Genomic DNA, 15,095 nt, shown 5'->3' with positions numbered 1-15,095 from the left:
ACGCTAGAAACTCCAGGAGGCCCTCTCTAGTACAAGATGTGTACCGCCTGCTGGTTTCGTCTCGGGTTAGGCTGAGCGGCGTGGGTTCCTCGTACGGACAATTCTGTCCCGTCGCGAAGGCGATGGAGCTGCTCGACGAGCGTTGGACACTGCTCATCATCCGGGAGCTGGTCACCGGAAGCCGGTACTTCAACGAGCTGCGCCGCGGGGTGCCGAGGATGTCCCCCTCTCTGCTGTCCAGGCGGCTCAACCGGTTGGAGCGGGCCGGCGTCCTGGAGCGCCATGCAGACGGCAACCGGGTGCGGTACCTGCTCACCCCGGCCGGGCAGGAACTGCGGCCAGTGGTCGAAGCGCTGGGCGCCTGGGGCATGCGCTGGATCCCGGAGCTTGGCGACGAGGACCTCGATCCGCAGTTGCTGCTGTGGGACATGCACCGCAACGTCGACCACGATGTCATCCCTCAACAGCGCACGGTGGTGCAGTTCAGCTTCACGGATGTGGCAGCGCGCACCCGCGACTGGTGGCTGGTCATCACCCCCGGCGATGTCGACGTATGCGACGACGATCCGGGCTATCCACCGACGGTGACGGTGGTCGTGGGCCTGCGGCGGATGACCGAGATCTGGCGTGGCGACCTCACCTGGTCCGACGCTCTCCGTTCCGGCACTCTTGAGGTGCGAGGCCCGGAGAAGCTACGCCGCAGCATGCCCCGATGGTTCAGGCTTTCCACGTTCGCCCAGGTCCCCCGCCCGCACCGCGTGAGCTGACCCGCGGTGCAAGCCGTGCTGCAGGACGTGCGGGTTCCCTGGCGGTGCGAGATGTCCCTCTCCCGTCGTGGCGCTGGTGGCCGGAGGAGGTGATCATGTAGTCATGACCTCCACGCCCCGCCCGCCGCACGTCGGTGGCCGACCGGATCCCACAGGCGGGACTACCGCGCCCGGCGGAGAGCCCGCCCGCCGGTACCTGCTGGACAACGCGCGCGCCGAGGCGGGCGAGCGATTCGTCTGGCTGGCCGAGCTGTTCGACGGTGTGACGCGGGGGCACTTCGATCGACTGGGGGTCAGGGCCGGCTCGCGCTGCTGGGAGGTCGGGGCCGGTGGCCGCAGCATCCCGGAGGCGCTCGCGGCGGCCGTCGGTCCGGCCGGGCACGTGCTGGCCACGGACATCGACCCGTCGTGGCTGAAGGCAGGCGACGGGTACGAGGTGCGCCGGCACGACGTCGCCGCTGATCCGCCCCCGGAGCCGGGGACGTTCGATCTCGTGCACGCCCGGCTCGTGCTGGTCCACGTACCCGACCGGGCTCGGGCGCTGGCCAACATGGCGGCGGCGCTGCGGCCCGGCGGCTGGCTGCTGGTCGAAGACGCCGACACCGCCCTGCAGCCACTGGCATGCCTGGACGACAGCGGCCCGGCGCAGCGGCGGGCCAACCGGCTGCGCGACGCGGTCCGGGAGCTGCTGACGCGCCGCGGCGCGGACCTGCGCTACGGCCGGACACTGCCGCAGGCACTGCGTGAGGCCGGCTTGGTAGATGTCGCCGCGGCGGGCTCTTTCCCGGTCGGCGGGCCGGCCTGCGATCGGCTGGAGGCGGCGACCATCCGGCACGTACGCGGTGAGCTGCTCGCGGCCGGCCTGGCCGAAGACGCCGAGATCGACGCGCACTTGGCCGCCATCCACGCGGGCGAACTCGACCTGACACTCGCGCCGCTGATCTCGGCCTGGGGACGCCGTCCAGCCGAGCGCCCGCCGGCACTCGGTTAGGTGCGGATCCAGGCGTTGGCCGGCCTGCCCACAGGCAGGACGCCGCGATCCGGATCCCCGGTGCCGAGCTCACAGTATGAGATCGGCACCGGGAGGGACGTACCGAGGATCCGCGGTCACGTCGAGACGACCGTTAGACGGCCGTGCGCGACCATTGCTGGTTGGCGCCGGTGTTGCACGGATACTGCTTGAGGATCACGCCATCCGCGGTCGACGCGGACGGCACGTCCACGCATTTGCCGCTGTGTCGTGCCCGGAGCTGGAAGTAGCCGCCGTTGGCGACCATCTGGAACTGCTGGTTGTTGCCGGTGCCGCAGGTGTACTGGATGAGTTCGGCGCCGTCGGCGGTCGAGGCGCCCGTCACGTCGAGGCACTTTCCGCTGTGGCGGCTGATGATGCGCCAGTAGCCGCTGCCGGCGTCCTGGAACCGCCACTGCTGCCACGCGTTGCCGCCGTAGGTGTACTGGTCGACGCGCGCGTTGTTGCTGGTGCTCGCTTGCAGGACGTCCATGGCCTTACCGCTGTGGCGCACGTCGAGCCTGTAGAACGTCTCCGGCTGCTGCGAAGGCGAAGGCGAAGGTGCAGGTGAAGGGGTGGAGTCGCGGACGGTGTCGCCCCAGCCGTAGCGGACCCGGTCGGCGCCGGATTGGTTGCGGATGCTCAAGGTGAGGTTGGTGCCGCTGCCGCCGAGGGCGTACATCGAGTACCAGTCGTAGCCGATGTTGCCCGGCTTGCCGCCGAGGGCGGGCCAGTAGGTGCCGCCCATCTGGTTGTCACGCATGACCTGGGCCATGGCGCGGAGGTAGCGCACGAAGTTGTCGGTGCTGTTCGGGTCGGCGTAGTTGAGGCCGGTGGACATCGGCGCGCCGAATTCCGTCGCGACCGCGCGGGAGGCGCAGTTGCCCAGAAGCGTCTGGATGTGGCTCCGGAAGCCGTCGTAGGTCATCGCGCTGTAGAAGAAGGCGTAGTAGTGGAAGGACAGCAGCGTCGAGTTGAAGCGGCTGTCGTTGCAGATGTCCCGGAGGTCCTGGCTGAAGCCGGTGCCGCCGATGAGCACCCGGCCGGGCACCGCCGAGGTGTGAGTGCTGAGCCAGTTGGCCGCTACGTTGCGCCACTCCGCCGATGAGTAGCCGTGCGGCTCGTTCATCGGCTCGAAGTAGACGTTGCCGTTCGAGCCGTACGTGCTGATCACACTGGACCACATCGAGTTCCACGCGGCGAGGTTCGTGATCCTGCCACCGGAGGCGGCGCCGTCTTCCCAATAGGCGAGGATGACCTTGAATCCACGGTCGGCGGCGGCGTCGATGGCGCCGCGGTAGGCGTTCCACCAGGTCGTGTTGGCCACAGTGTGGGTGTTGATGGGCAACCGGACGGTGTTGACCCCCATGACGTATTCCATGACGTCGTAGAGCGCGTTGGCCTTGGCCCGCACTGTCGCGTTGCTGTCGGACTGGCTCAGGCCCTGCACCACGAGCGTGCCGGTGCTGAAGTTGTCGCCCAGCACGGCCCAGTTCATGCCTCGGAAGTGGTTGGTGGCGGCATTGGCCGACGAGGAGGGGACGAGGGCTGCCATTGTGGTGAGCGCGGTCACCACCAGGGCGATCAGCAACCCGCGTAACGACCGGCTGCTCCGCGAGGGTCCTGATGAGTGACCATCAGGCGCCATGCTCAGTGCCATGAAATGTCCCATCGCTAGATCTGAATGGCTGGGTCACGCTTTCACTCGCGCCTATTGTTAGCGTTAACATTCATGTGCCGATCACCCACGGAGGCTTCACGCTAGGGAGGAGGCGGAAGTGCGTCAACCGAAAAGGGGGGCGGCTTACTCGAACCGCTGGCCCGTGACGGACACCGCTGTAAATTTCAGGCAGACCTTCTGGTCACGCCAACGCCCCGACGGCGCCAACGCGATTCCACCGCACCATGCAGAACCAAGTGAAGCGGACGAAAGTCCTGGCTGACATGCGGTGCCGGAGGCGCGCTCGCTACGCTCCGGCACCGCGACACCGTTGGCTCGGCGGCACGCCGGCGGGGTGAATGTCAGGCGGTCAACTGCCGGAGCATCTCAGCCGAATCATGCAGCGCCGTCATCTGCACGAATCGGCCGTCCTCGACCTTGTAGATGGCGTACTCCACGATCTCGAACGAGGCGCCGGAAGGCGGGACACCGAGCCATTCCTTCACCGGAGTGCCGGTGTTGACGGCGCGCACCGCGATGCGGTCTCGGTCGAACAGTAGCTCCTTGACTTCCCAATGGAGGTCCGGGACGGCATCGATGTCGTGCTTCTGAACCGCGATGACGTCGTCTCTGGTACCGGGCTCTCCGTTCAAAATGACCTGGTCGTTGATGAACTCATCCATACCGTCGAACTCGTGCGCGTTGAGTGCGGCCACGTAACGCAGGTACCAGGCGCGCAGGTTGTTGTCTGTCATCGGATTCTCCTCACCGTCTTGCGAAGCCGACGGTCCATTTTTGTACCGATCGGTTGCTGCTCCGCCACACTAGCAGGTTCTGTACCGATCGGTTGCAATGTGGCGCGCGAATCTGCACCGATCGGTATCGCGACTGGCGAGGAGCGCCGCTGCCCTGAGGCGTGCGTACTCGGCCGGCACGGGCGACCGACGCCGGTCGCGGGTGCGCAGGTGGACAAGCCTTAGCGGGGGCGCGTACGGGGCAGCACCATGAGGACATGAGCCCCAGGCGGTTGGATCGTTGACGGGGGTCCTGGCCTAATCCGGCCCGAGGGCGTGCGGTGACGCGCCGGCCTGGCCGTCGGTGCGCTGGGCGCAGGTCTTGGGCAGTACGGCGGCGACCCCGCCGCCGACGACGACGGCGGTGTCGAAGGCTACGCCTCGGCGGTCTCCGCCGCTGGGGTGACCGGACTCCCCGAGGGCAGGTAAGCGGCGACCGCCCGCAATGCGACGTCCACCGCGGCCTGCAGATCCTCACGCCCCGCGCCGGCCGCGGCATGGACGGCCAGACCCTGACCCAGGGTCACAACGAAACGGGCCAGAGCCGCGGTGTCGGTGCCGGGCGCGAGGTCACCCTCCTTCTCCGCCCGGGCCAGCCGCTGCGCGAGCTCACCTTCGAAGACCGCCCGGAAACCGGCCAGGTGCTCGGAGATACCGCTGTTCGACGGCGCGCAGGACAGACCACCCTGGATGGTCAGGCAGCCCGGTGGGTGATCGCTGCCGGTCAGAGCATCGACAGCGGCGCGCAGATAGCTCTCGATCACGGCATACGCGGTCGGCTCCTCCAAGGTGCCCGCCGCGTACGCCACGTAGGTGTCCCTGTAGCGGGCGACGGCACGCTTGAACAGCTCTTCCTTGCTGCCGAACACGATGTACAGGCTCGGCTTGTTGATGCCCATGGCCGCGGTGAGGTCACTCAGGGAAGCGCCCTCATAACCGTGCTCCCAGAAGACCCGGATCGCCCGGTCGAGCGCCTCGTCCTCCGCGAAAGCGCGTGGGCGTCCCCTGCCGCGATAGGAAGCGGTGCTGCTCATGCGCCGAGCCTACCATCCGGTACAAAAATCCGGCCTCCATGCAACCGATCGGTACAGAAAGCTGCTAGCGTGGCTCTGCAACCGAACGGTTCAAAAAAGGAGTCACCTCATGGGACAGCTCGACGGCAAGACCGCCCTCGTCACCGGCGCCACCTCCGGCATCGGCCTGGCGTCGGCTCGGACGCTCGCGGCCGAGGGTGCGTACGTCTTCCTGACCGGGCGGCGCAAGGAGAAGCTGGACGAGGTCGTGGCCGAGATCGGCGCCGACAAGGCGACCGGAATCCAGGCCGACGTCACCGACCTCGCGGACCTCGACCGGGTCATGGCGGCCGTCGCGGAGACCGGCCGGGGCCTCGACATCCTGTTCGCCAACGCGGGCATCGCCGAAACCGCCCCGCTGGATCAGATCACCTGGGAGCACTACACGACCACGTTCAACACCAACGTCGGCGGCATCGTGTTCACCCTCCAGAAGGCGCTGCCGCTGCTGAAGGACGGCTCGTCGGTCGTCCTCTGCGGTTCCAACGTCGCCATCAAGGCGTCGCCGGCGATGAGCGTCTACGCCGCCACCAAGGCCGCCATCCGCTCCCTCGGCCGCACCTATGCCGCGGAGCTGACCGGCCGGGGCATCCGCGTCAACACCATCGCCCCCGGGCCCACCGAGACCCCCGGCCTGCTCGGGGTGACGGGTCACAGCGATGAGCGGCGCGCGGGTGTGATCGCGAGCGTCCCCATGAAGCGCCTTGCCCGGCCCGAGGAGACCGCCGACGTCGTGACCTTCCTCGCCTCCGAGCGCAGCAGCTTCATGACCGGCACGGAAGTCCACGTCGACGGCGGCGCCAGCCAGTTCTGACGCGACGGCAGCGCTGGCCTCGCGGGAACACGCGGCCGGGCCGCAACCCGGCTGATGCCGGCCCCGTCGCCGGCGTGCCCGTCGGCGCCTGCTGGTCGGTTTTGTCCCCGCGCACGGCCGCCCGGCCGAAACCAGGCCGGGCGGCGGCGCGATCGTCCCACCGGAAGTCGAGGTAAGGATCCATGACCGTAATCGGCATCATCGGCGCAGGTGAGGTCGGCAGTACGCTCGCGCGTGCGGCGATCGAGCACGGCTACGACGTCGTCATCGCCAATTCCCGCGGCCCGCAGACACTGACCCGGCTCATCGCCGAACTCGGCCCCTCAGCGCGCGCCGCGACCGCCGCCGGCGCCGCCGCGGCGGCTGACTTCGCCATCGTGGCGGTCCCGCTCAAACTGGTCAACAACATGCCCGTGACACAGCTTGCGGGCAAGATCGTGCTCGACACGAACAACTACATGCCCTGGCGCGACGGCCACTTCCCCGTCGTCGACTCGGGTGAGAAGACCGTGCACGAACTGCGTCAGGAGCAGCTTCCCACCTCGAAGGTGGCGAAGGCCTTCACGCACATCCAGGCCCCACGGCTCTTCGCCTCGGGCAGCCCGGCGGGCACTCCCGGCCGCCACGCGCTGTCCGTGTCGAGCGACTTCCCCGAGGCCGTGGAACTGGTCACGCGCCTGTACGACGAGTTCGGCTTCGACACCGTCGACAACAGCCCGCTGAGCGAGTCGTGGCGCAGCGGCCCCGGCCAGCCCGCATGGAACGCGCACCTACACCAGACACGTGAGGAACTGGCCGCCCATCTCGCCCAGGCGCGTCCGATCGTGGCCCGACCCCGCCGTACTGGGAACCCCAGATGACCAACCTCGGCCCAACCGGCTGAAACGCCGGCTGCGGCCGACGAGGCGGGAGACCTCTTGTAGGGAAGGCTGGCCTCTCGACTATGGACCGGACAACGAGGCCCTCGCCATGCGCGAGTTCGAGCGCGCGGCACAGGAATGGCTGGACATGCCGCGTACGGAACGGCATCAGGGAGTATGTGCACCGGTGGAAGATGCGCATAGCTCGGGACAACCGGCCGGCACCCGGGGGAGTCCACCGGCGGCAGCGGCGGGCCCTGCCCGACTGAATCTTGATCGAATCTGTCAGTCGGGATCGCTAGAGTGAGCGCCTCGTCTTCCCTGCTCGATCACCTGGATATAACGCGTGAGCCGTTATTGGCCGATCCTTCCCGCCGTTCTCGTGACCGGTGGATATGTGACGGCGCTGGTGGTCGCCGCCGTGCTCGCGCTGACCGGTGGCGACGTCGGCTTCCTGTGGCGGCTGTCGCTGTTCTCCACAGCGGACGACGACATAGCGGCCACGTGGGCGAACGTGCTCATCCTCGTCCTCGCCGGCGCACTGTGGGCCTGGGCGCTGTGGCAGACCCTGCGGGGCCTGCCGTACTGGAAGCCTCTCTCAGTCGACCTCGAGACCCGCGCGCTACGAAGGGCGCTGTACGCGACGGTGGCATTCTGGGCGTTCTACGCGCTCATGCCGATCTGGCCGTGGTGGGCGGTGGTGCTCGACGCGCTCCTGATCTCGGCGGTCGTGGTGCTGTTCCACCCGGTGCTGCGCCGCACCATACGCCACGCCGATCTCGCCCTGGGCGCCGGCCTGCTGGCCCTGACGAGCCTGGCGGCGACCGAGGTGTTCGACGTGCTCGACTGGCACAGGGCGGAGCGGGTGGCGGCGCTCGGCGGGTTCGCCGAGGCCGGAAGTCTGGTGTGGTCCGTGCTGGTGCTCGTGGCGCAGTGGCGCGACGGCCGCTGGGGGCGGACGACCGTGTGGTACGGCATCGCCTCCCTGGCGGTGCCTGCCGTGCTCCTCGTCGTGGGCCTACCGCTGAGCGGCGCCGGCGACCTCCACGACGTCTACGACGAGGCCATCACGGCCGCCGACGCCCTGTTCGTGATCTGGCTGGCCCGATCCGCCCACGAACTCGGCGGCACACCCAGCCAGCCTGCGCCGTACGTCCTGCCAGCCGGCCGAGGGGCCTCGTTCACAATCGCGGCCCGCCTCACCGCGTGCCTGGTCCTGCTCCTCCCCCCGCTGGCCAACCGCCATCCGGCGTGGATCAGCCCGCACGTGTCGGTCGAGCGGCTGTCCCGTGTCCTGGATGGCGCGCTGGGGGTCGCGTTCACGACGCTCTGGCACGCTTTCGAGCTGTTCGTCGGCATCGGCGGCCTGGCCGTACTGGTGCTCGTCGCCCTGCACCGGCGGGCCGTGTTCTGGGTGGCCATGAGCGGTCTGCTGCTCACCGCGCTCGGCGGGCTCGCCGCCGTGTCCCTGGCCGACCGGCGCGCCCTCGGCCTCCCCGGCGGCTGGTTTCTCACCCGGCCGGGCGACCTGTACGGGATGACCATGGTCTTTTCGCGGCCGACCGTCTCCCCGTTGTGGTTCACCGCCGCCTGCCTGGTCTCGGCCGCCCTGCTCTGGTGGTCACGCCGGCCCGCTCACCGCGCCGAGCCGGGCACGCGTTCGCCGCTTCCACCGCGCGAGGCGGCCTCCTGACACCTGTCGCCCGACCAGCCCGATTCGGGCCGCGCGCTCAGGCGGGGCACCAGCGATTCATGAAACCGACACTCACCATCTTTCCGTCGCCCGCGTCGGGCGGAGAAGAACGCGCGCGGAAAATGGCGCGGGTGGCCGAGCGGTGCGGCTACCTCGTTCGCGTCAGCGAGGAGACCGACATCACCGCGGGTGTGCGGGCGGCCTTCTCCGACACGGCCGTCATCTACGACCTTCCGCCGCACGAAGGGCCGTTCTCCCCGCTCGACATCGGGGGGTACGGCAAGCTCGCCGGGGCGAACATGTTCCACCACGTCCTGATCGTCAGCACCGGCTATCTGCCGCTGAACGTGGCGCCCGCTCGCAGAGGCGGTAGCCCGGCCTACCCCTTCCCCCATCGGCGCCTGCCCGACGGGACGGTGGTCGACCCGATCCGGACACCGGGACCGCCGCCGGCTCGGACAGGTGGGTCGCCGAGGACGACCGGACCATCCTGGAATGGGTGGAGCGGCAGCTTCGTGGCGTGTGGAGCGCACACTGTTCAGGCTCGGGCTGGGCGGCGCCTACCTGCGGTTGATGCGCAAGGCGATGACCTCGGAGAGCACACAGGAGTTACGCCGGGTCATCGACGGCATTGCCGCACCGGAGGGGGATGACCCGCAGGAGTTGCTGGCCGCACACGTCCGTGACCGGAAGGCGTACTGGGCACGCATCAACCACCCGTCGCACCGCCCCGAGTTCTGGAAGGACCTGCTGCTCGCTCCCTCGGGGCCGTCCGCCAGGAGCCTGTCACCCACCGTCGAGGCGTTCATCGGCGCGCTCGGCGAGATGGTCCGCGTTCCCGGCAAGGAGGCGGCCGCCGCGGTCGCCGGGGGAAGGCCTGCCAGGGCCAGGGACGGCTCGCGCGTGACATCGTCGAGTTCGCCCCGCGTCACCTCTGGCACCCGGCACGGATGGGCGGTCTCCTGGGCGGCCGGATCGAACGGCTCCCGACGTACTACGCGCTCTGACGTCGCCGTCGGAAGCGGAAGTCGTGGCCGGCCATCAGTGAACACAACCGCTCTGGTACGCCTGTCACCTTTTTGCTTTGCTGATGGCATGGAGATCCAGCGCCGACCGGCATGGCGGTTCCTGCTGGTGCTGCTCGTGGTGACGCTGATCGCGAGCGTCGCCCTCAGCGTGGGGGTGGTGTGGCTGCTGACGCTGACCCGCGATTGGCTGCTGGGGCAGATAGCGATCGTGCCCTTCGACCCGCACTGGTAGACGGCGGATCATGCGTGCGACGGCTTCTCAGGCCGGGTACGCGTGGGTCTCCGTGGCCTTGACGGCGGCCCAGATCTCCTGGCCGGGGGTGAGATCCAGGTCGGCGGCGGCCGACGGGGTGACGTCGGCGGCCAGCGGGATCGGCCCGTGGAGGTGCACGCGGACGTTGTCGCCGTGTCGTTCTATGCCATCGATGGTGGCCCTCCACAGGTTGCGGGGGCTGCCGTCGGGCCTTGTCCGGTAGAGGGCGACGGCGGACGGCGGGAAGGCGACGAAAACGGGTCCGGTCAGGCGTTCCGCGCTGCTGAAACGCGCCTCGCCCACGGTGACGTGGTTTCCTTCTGCCTCGCCCCGGTAGAGGTTCAGGCCGACGAGGCGGGCCACGTAGTCCGTACGGGGGTGGCGGGCGATCTCGCTCGGGGTGCCGGTCTGGACGACGGCGCCGTTCTCGATGACCACGAGCCGGTGGGCCAGGACCATCGCGTCGAGCGGATCGTGGGTGACCAGGACGGTCGCGCCGTCGAAGGCGGCCAGGTGGCGGCGGAGTTCGGCGCGGATCTCCAGACGGGTGTGGGCGTCCAGGGCGGCCAGCGGCTCGTCCAGCAGCAGCAGGCGGGGCCGTACGGCCAGGGCGCGGGCGAGGGCGACGCGCTGCGCCTGACCCCCGGACAAGTGTGCGGGCCGGGCGTGGGCATGGTCGGCGAGGCCGACGCGGTCGAGCAGTTCGGCGGCCACGCGGCGGGCGGCGGCCCTGCGCAGACCCTGGCACCGCGGCCCGAATGCGACGTTGTCGAGGGCCGACAGGTGCGGGAACAGCAGGTAGTCCTGGAAGACGACGCCGATCCTGCGGCGTTCCGCCGGCAGCCGGTGCACCTCCGCGCCGTCCAGTTCTACGCGTCCGCCGCTCAGGGGGGTGAGCCCGGCGAGGCCGCGCAGCGCGGTCGTCTTGCCCGCGCCGTTGGGGCCGAGCAGCGCCACCACCTCGCCCGCCGCGGCCCGCAGTTCGACGTCCAGGCGGAAGCCGGGACGTTCGACGACCAGGTGGGAGTCTAGGCTCATGCCGTGCCCGTCCAGCGGTCGCGCAGCCCGGCCAGCACGATCACCGACACCGCGAGCAGCACCAGGCTGAGCACGATGGCGGCGTCCGGGTCGGTCTCCAGCGCCAGGTAGACGGCGAGCGGCATGGTCTGCGTCCGGCCGGGGAAGTTGCCGGCGAAGGTGATGGTCGCGCCGAACTCGCCGAGCGCGCGGGCCCAGCACAGGACGGCTCCCGCGAGCACGCCGGGGGCGACCATGGGCAGGGTCACGCGGTGGAAGACCGTCCATCGGGAGGCGCCCAGGGTCGCGGCGGCCTCCTCGTAGCGCTGGTCGGCCGCGCGCAGCGCCCCCTCCACCGCGATGACGAGGAACGGCATGGCGACGAACGCCTCCGCGAGGACGACTCCCGCCGTGGTGAAGGGCAGGGAGACGCCGAAGGCGTCGTACAGCCACTGCCCGGCGAGCCCGCGGCGGCCGAGCACGAGCAGCAGCGCGACGCCGCCGACGACCGGCGGCAGGACGAGCGGCACGGTCACCAGCGCGCGCAGCACACGCCGTCCCGGCAGGGTCGTACGGGCGAGCAGCCAGGCCAGCGGCACGCCGAGCAGCAGGCAGACGGCGGTCGCGATGGTCGCGGTCACCAGGGAGAGCCGCAGGGCCTCCAGCACCCGCGGTTCGGCCAGCCGTTGCGGCAGGGACTGCCAGGGTGCGCGGGCCAGCAGCCCGGCGAGCGGCAGGACGAGGAAGGCCAGTCCGGCGAGCGCGGGCACCAGCAGCGGCCACGGCATGCGCGCCCGCGGCGTCCGCGCTCGTACGGGCCCGGTCACGGCACCTGGAAACCGGCCGTGGTCAGCACGTCCCTGCCCTCCCGCGACAGCACGAGATCGACGAACTGCCTGGCCAGATCGGCTGCGGGGGCCTCGGTGAGCGCCGCGATCGGATAGTCGTTGACCGCCTGGTTCGCTTCTGGGAAGTCGATGCCCCTGACCTTCCCCCCGGAGGCGATCACATCGGTGCGGTAGACGAGCGCCGCGTCGACCTCGCCGAGCCTGACCTTGGTGAGCGTCGCCTTGGCGTCCTGCTCAAGGGTGACCGGCGTGACCTCGACGCCGGCCGCGTCCAGGGCCTTGACCGCCGCGGCGCCGCACGGCACCTGCTCGGCGCACAGGGCGACCTTGACCTGCGGGCCGGCCAGGTCGCCGAGCGACTCGATCTTGGCGGGGTTGTCCTCGGGCACGGCGATCTGGAGGGTGTTCCTGGCGAACACGGCGGGCGCGGAGGCCAGCCCGGCGTCGGTGACCGTCTTCATCGTGGCCGGGCTCGCGGCGGCGAAGACGTCGGCGGGGGCGCCCTGCGTGATCTGCTGCGCCAGCGTCGCGCTGGAGCCGAAGCTGAAGGTGACCTCCGTCCCCGAATGGGCGCTCTCGAACCGTCTGCCCAGCTCGGTGAACGTCTCTGTGAGGGACGCCGCGGCGAACACCGTCAACGACGCGGGACCCCCGGATCCGGACGCGGGAGCGGCCGTGCCCGGGGAGGAGCCGCACGCCGTCAGGCACGACACCGCGACGAGAACGGCGGCGACGGCGGGGAACAGACGGGTGAGCACCACAGCTCCTTCTACTGACTCGCGACGCGCGCGTGGTCGGGGATCTCGACGACGACGTTGGTGGACTTGACCACGGCCACCGCCATCACCCCCGGCTCGAGACCGAGCTCGTCGGCCGCCTGACGGCTCATCAGCGAGACCACGCGGAACGGCCCCGCGGCGATCTCCACCTGGGCCATCACCGCGTCCCTGATCACCTCGGTCACGATCCCGCGCAGACGGTTGCGCGCCGATGACGCCCCGGTGCGCTCGTCCGCCTCGGTCCGCTCCCGGGCGAACGCGGCCAGGTCGGCCCCGGCGATCAGGCGGTGGCCGTTGTCGTCGCGGTGCGCGGCGAGCCTGCCTCCGTCGACGAGACGCCGTACGGTGTCGGCGCTGACCCCGAGCACCGCGGCGGCCTCGCTGATCCGGAACATCGTCACGGGCACCACCCTAAGCCGCAGCCGCGAATCTGGCGAGCTGGATTCCATCGCGAGTGCATCATCATCTAGCGCTTGATCCTCTCATCTGCGAGCCAGCGCCAGATAGCGCTCATCCGTGTCGTCGATGGCGACCAGGGTCCATCCGGCGCTGTCCAGCAGCGGACGGATGTTGTGCCGGGCCCGTATGTCGTCGGAGGTCAGGGCGCGGCCCCGCCGCGCCGCGAGCACCGCCCGGCCCACGGGATGGAACAGCGCCAGCTTTCCGCCGGGCCGGGTCACCCGGGCCAGCTCCGACAGCAGAGCGACCGGCCGGAGGACATGGGAGATCAGCCCGGACGCCAGCACGCCGTCGGCCACCCCGTCGCGGAGCGGAAGCCGCCCGGCGTCGGCGACCAGCAGCCTGCCGTACTCGCCGCGTCCCCGGTCGCGGGCCGACCGGATCATCTCCGGGGTGACGTCGACGCCCACCACGCGTCCTGCCGTACCGACCGCGTCCCGCAGCAGGGGAAGGGCGCGGGCCGTTCCACAGCCGGCGTCGAGGGCCAGCCCTCCGGCCGGCAGGTCCATCTCGGCGATCGCGGCGGTGAAGGCCGGGCCGTCGTCGGGATACTTCTCCTCCCAGGTGGCCGCCCTCGCGGCGAAGAACTCCCTGGTTTCCCTGAGGGATCGCTGGTTCATGGTCTTCGTCTCCTCTGCGGAAGAGGTGGAGGAACGATTCGACCACGAAGTCCTCCCCCGCACCTGGGCGGCCCGCACCGCTGAGCTCGTACGGACAGGTGGGGCAGGTCGTCCCCATCTGGCCGGTTTCCAGGTGGTGGCCTGACGGCCGCGGAACCCCGCCCCCGGTCTTGATCGTTCAGGGGGCGGCGGACACACCCATCAAGCCTCACAGGGAGAGACACGTGGTCTTCAAGCGGATGCTCGGCGCCTTCGGAGTGGGCGCCCCGTCGGTGGACACCGTACTGGCCGCTTCGCGGGTCCGGCCGGGCGGCGTGCTCACCGGCGAGGTGAGACTGAGCGGCGGCGACTTCGACGCCGAGATCGAAGAGATCACCATCGGCCTCGTCGCCGGAGTGGAGCTCGAGCACGGCGACGGCCAGAGCTCGGGGATCGGGGAGTTCGCCCGCGCCCGCGTGTCGGAGCCGTTCACCCTGCGCGAGGGCGAGAACCGGACCATCCCCTTCCAGATCCCGATGCCGTGGGAGGCGCCGATCAGCGAGATCGCCGGGCAGCACCTGACCGGCATGGCACTCGGCGTACGCACCGAGGTGGCCATCGCCAAGGCCGTCGACAAGGGCGACCTCGACCCCGTCGCCGTCGAGCCGCTCCCCTCCCAGCTGCGCGTCCTTGAGGCGTTCCTCCAGCTCGGCTTCGTCTTCAAGTCGGCCGACCTGGAGGCGGGCCACCTGCACGGCGTACGCCAGGAACTGCCGTTCTACCAGGAGATCGAGTTCTACCCGCCGCCGCGGCAGACCGGTGTGGTCGGGGAGGTGGAGCTCACCTTCGTCGCCGACCCCGTGGGTCTGGAGGTGATCCTGGAGGCCGACAAGCGCGCCGGACACTACTCCGTGGACGCCATCGGCCGTTTCCGCGTCAGCCACGAGGACGCCGTACGCATGGACTGGGCCGGGGAGATCGAGCGCTGGCTGACCGGGCTGGTCCAGTACGGCGACCCGTACGGCGGCCAGGGCGGCCCCGGCGGCTACGGCGGTTACGGGCACGAGGCCCACCATGGGGGCCACTACGGCGACCACTACGGCGACCACTACGGAGGCCACCACGAGCAGCGCAGCGGTCCTGGCTGGGGCGCGGTGGCCGCAGCCGGCGCCGCCGGAGTGGTCGGCGGCCTGGTAGCGGGCGAAATCATCGAAGAGGTCTTCGAGGACGACGAAGACGAGGGCTAGACGACCGGTGGGTTCCGCCCACCGCCTCTCCGGCCCCTGCCGGGACGTCTCGGGTGCGAGGTCCGCCGGACACCCGAGGCGCCCCGCCCGGGCACCGCCGCCCGGTGCGCTGTCCGGTGCGCTGTCCGGGGGAACCTCTCCGCCGGGAAGGCGGAAGGCCGCCCGCGACATTGCCGTCGCTTGAGGTGTCGCCGT

15 protein-coding genes are annotated in these 15,095 nt (G+C 70.2%); 7 read left to right on the top strand and 8 right to left on the bottom strand.

The window, feature by feature from the left end:
* Positions 1-80 precede the first annotated feature (80 nt).
* Together HHX31_RS19935 and HHX31_RS19930 are read left to right on the top strand one after the other, a co-directional pair.
* Entirely contained in the window at positions 81-767 is a 687-nt protein-coding gene (locus HHX31_RS19935) for a helix-turn-helix domain-containing protein (RefSeq protein WP_169949810.1), read from the top strand.
* Positions 768-870: 103 nt separating this feature from the next.
* The gene (locus HHX31_RS19930; protein ID WP_169949809.1) at positions 871-1,758 is read left to right on the top strand and encodes a methyltransferase domain-containing protein; all 888 of its coding nucleotides are present in this window, start codon (positions 871-873) and stop codon (positions 1,756-1,758) included.
* Between the two features lie 133 nt (positions 1,759-1,891).
* Here HHX31_RS19930 and HHX31_RS19925 read toward each other — a convergent pair whose 3' ends face one another.
* The 3 genes from HHX31_RS19925 to HHX31_RS19915 all read right to left on the bottom strand — a co-directional run bounded on the left by HHX31_RS19925 (position 1,892) and on the right by HHX31_RS19915 (position 5,264).
* Positions 1,892-3,436, bottom strand: a complete 1,545-nt coding sequence (locus HHX31_RS19925; RefSeq protein WP_211589994.1) for an RICIN domain-containing protein — start codon at positions 3,434-3,436, stop codon at positions 1,892-1,894.
* Positions 3,437-3,798: 362 nt separating this feature from the next.
* Entirely contained in the window at positions 3,799-4,191 is a 393-nt protein-coding gene (locus HHX31_RS19920; protein ID WP_169949808.1) for an ester cyclase, read from the bottom strand.
* A 413-nt stretch (positions 4,192-4,604) separates the two neighbouring features.
* Positions 4,605-5,264 carry a TetR/AcrR family transcriptional regulator gene (locus HHX31_RS19915; RefSeq protein WP_169949807.1) on the bottom strand — a complete coding sequence of 220 codons (660 nt, stop codon included), beginning with the start codon at positions 5,262-5,264 and terminating at the stop codon, positions 4,605-4,607.
* Between the two features lie 109 nt (positions 5,265-5,373).
* Here HHX31_RS19915 and HHX31_RS19910 point away from each other — a divergent pair, with 109 nt between their 5' ends.
* The 4 genes from HHX31_RS19910 to HHX31_RS19895 all read left to right on the top strand — a co-directional run bounded on the left by HHX31_RS19910 (position 5,374) and on the right by HHX31_RS19895 (position 9,930).
* A complete protein-coding gene (locus HHX31_RS19910) occupies positions 5,374-6,117 on the top strand; it encodes an SDR family NAD(P)-dependent oxidoreductase (protein WP_169949806.1) in 744 nt (247 codons plus the stop codon).
* 182 nt (positions 6,118-6,299) lie between these two features.
* Complete coding sequence (locus HHX31_RS19905; RefSeq protein ID WP_169949805.1) at positions 6,300-6,977, top strand: NADPH-dependent F420 reductase; 678 nt, start codon at positions 6,300-6,302, stop codon at positions 6,975-6,977.
* A gap of 346 nt (positions 6,978-7,323) precedes the next feature.
* The gene (locus HHX31_RS19900; protein WP_169949804.1) at positions 7,324-8,670 is read left to right on the top strand and encodes a hypothetical protein; all 1,347 of its coding nucleotides are present in this window, start codon (positions 7,324-7,326) and stop codon (positions 8,668-8,670) included.
* A 522-nt stretch (positions 8,671-9,192) separates the two neighbouring features.
* Complete coding sequence (locus tag HHX31_RS19895) at positions 9,193-9,930, top strand: hypothetical protein (RefSeq protein WP_169949803.1); 738 nt, start codon at positions 9,193-9,195, stop codon at positions 9,928-9,930.
* A gap of 27 nt (positions 9,931-9,957) precedes the next feature.
* Here the strand turns inward: HHX31_RS19895 and HHX31_RS19890 are convergent, their stop codons facing one another.
* From HHX31_RS19890 to HHX31_RS19870, 5 genes are all read right to left on the bottom strand, one after another.
* Positions 9,958-10,989: an ABC transporter ATP-binding protein gene (locus HHX31_RS19890; RefSeq protein WP_169949802.1), complete on the bottom strand. Its 1,032-nt coding sequence runs from the start codon at positions 10,987-10,989 to the stop codon at positions 9,958-9,960.
* Entirely contained in the window at positions 10,986-11,756 is a 771-nt protein-coding gene (modB, locus tag HHX31_RS19885; RefSeq protein ID WP_169949953.1) for a molybdate ABC transporter permease subunit, read from the bottom strand. The genes HHX31_RS19890 and modB overlap by 4 nt, the downstream gene beginning before the upstream one ends.
* Positions 11,757-11,791: 35 nt before the next feature.
* Positions 11,792-12,577 (bottom strand): molybdate ABC transporter substrate-binding protein, encoded by a 786-nt coding sequence (gene modA / locus HHX31_RS19880; RefSeq protein WP_169949801.1) that lies wholly within the window; start codon positions 12,575-12,577, stop codon positions 11,792-11,794.
* Between the two features lie 8 nt (positions 12,578-12,585).
* The gene (locus HHX31_RS19875; RefSeq protein ID WP_169949800.1) at positions 12,586-12,996 is read right to left on the bottom strand and encodes a molybdopterin-binding protein; all 411 of its coding nucleotides are present in this window, start codon (positions 12,994-12,996) and stop codon (positions 12,586-12,588) included.
* An 81-nt stretch (positions 12,997-13,077) separates the two neighbouring features.
* Complete coding sequence (locus HHX31_RS19870) at positions 13,078-13,674, bottom strand: class I SAM-dependent methyltransferase (RefSeq protein ID WP_169949799.1); 597 nt, start codon at positions 13,672-13,674, stop codon at positions 13,078-13,080.
* A 224-nt stretch (positions 13,675-13,898) separates the two neighbouring features.
* Between HHX31_RS19870 and HHX31_RS19865 the strand changes: the two genes are divergently transcribed.
* Positions 13,899-14,900, top strand: a complete 1,002-nt coding sequence (locus tag HHX31_RS19865; protein ID WP_169949798.1) for a sporulation protein — start codon at positions 13,899-13,901, stop codon at positions 14,898-14,900.
* The last annotated feature ends 195 nt before the right edge of the window (positions 14,901-15,095 follow it).

This window comes from Microbispora sp. H11081 (assembly GCF_012999535.1).
Taxonomy (GTDB): domain Bacteria; phylum Actinomycetota; class Actinomycetes; order Streptosporangiales; family Streptosporangiaceae; genus Microbispora.
This window is presented reverse-complemented; position numbering and strand designations above follow the sequence as displayed.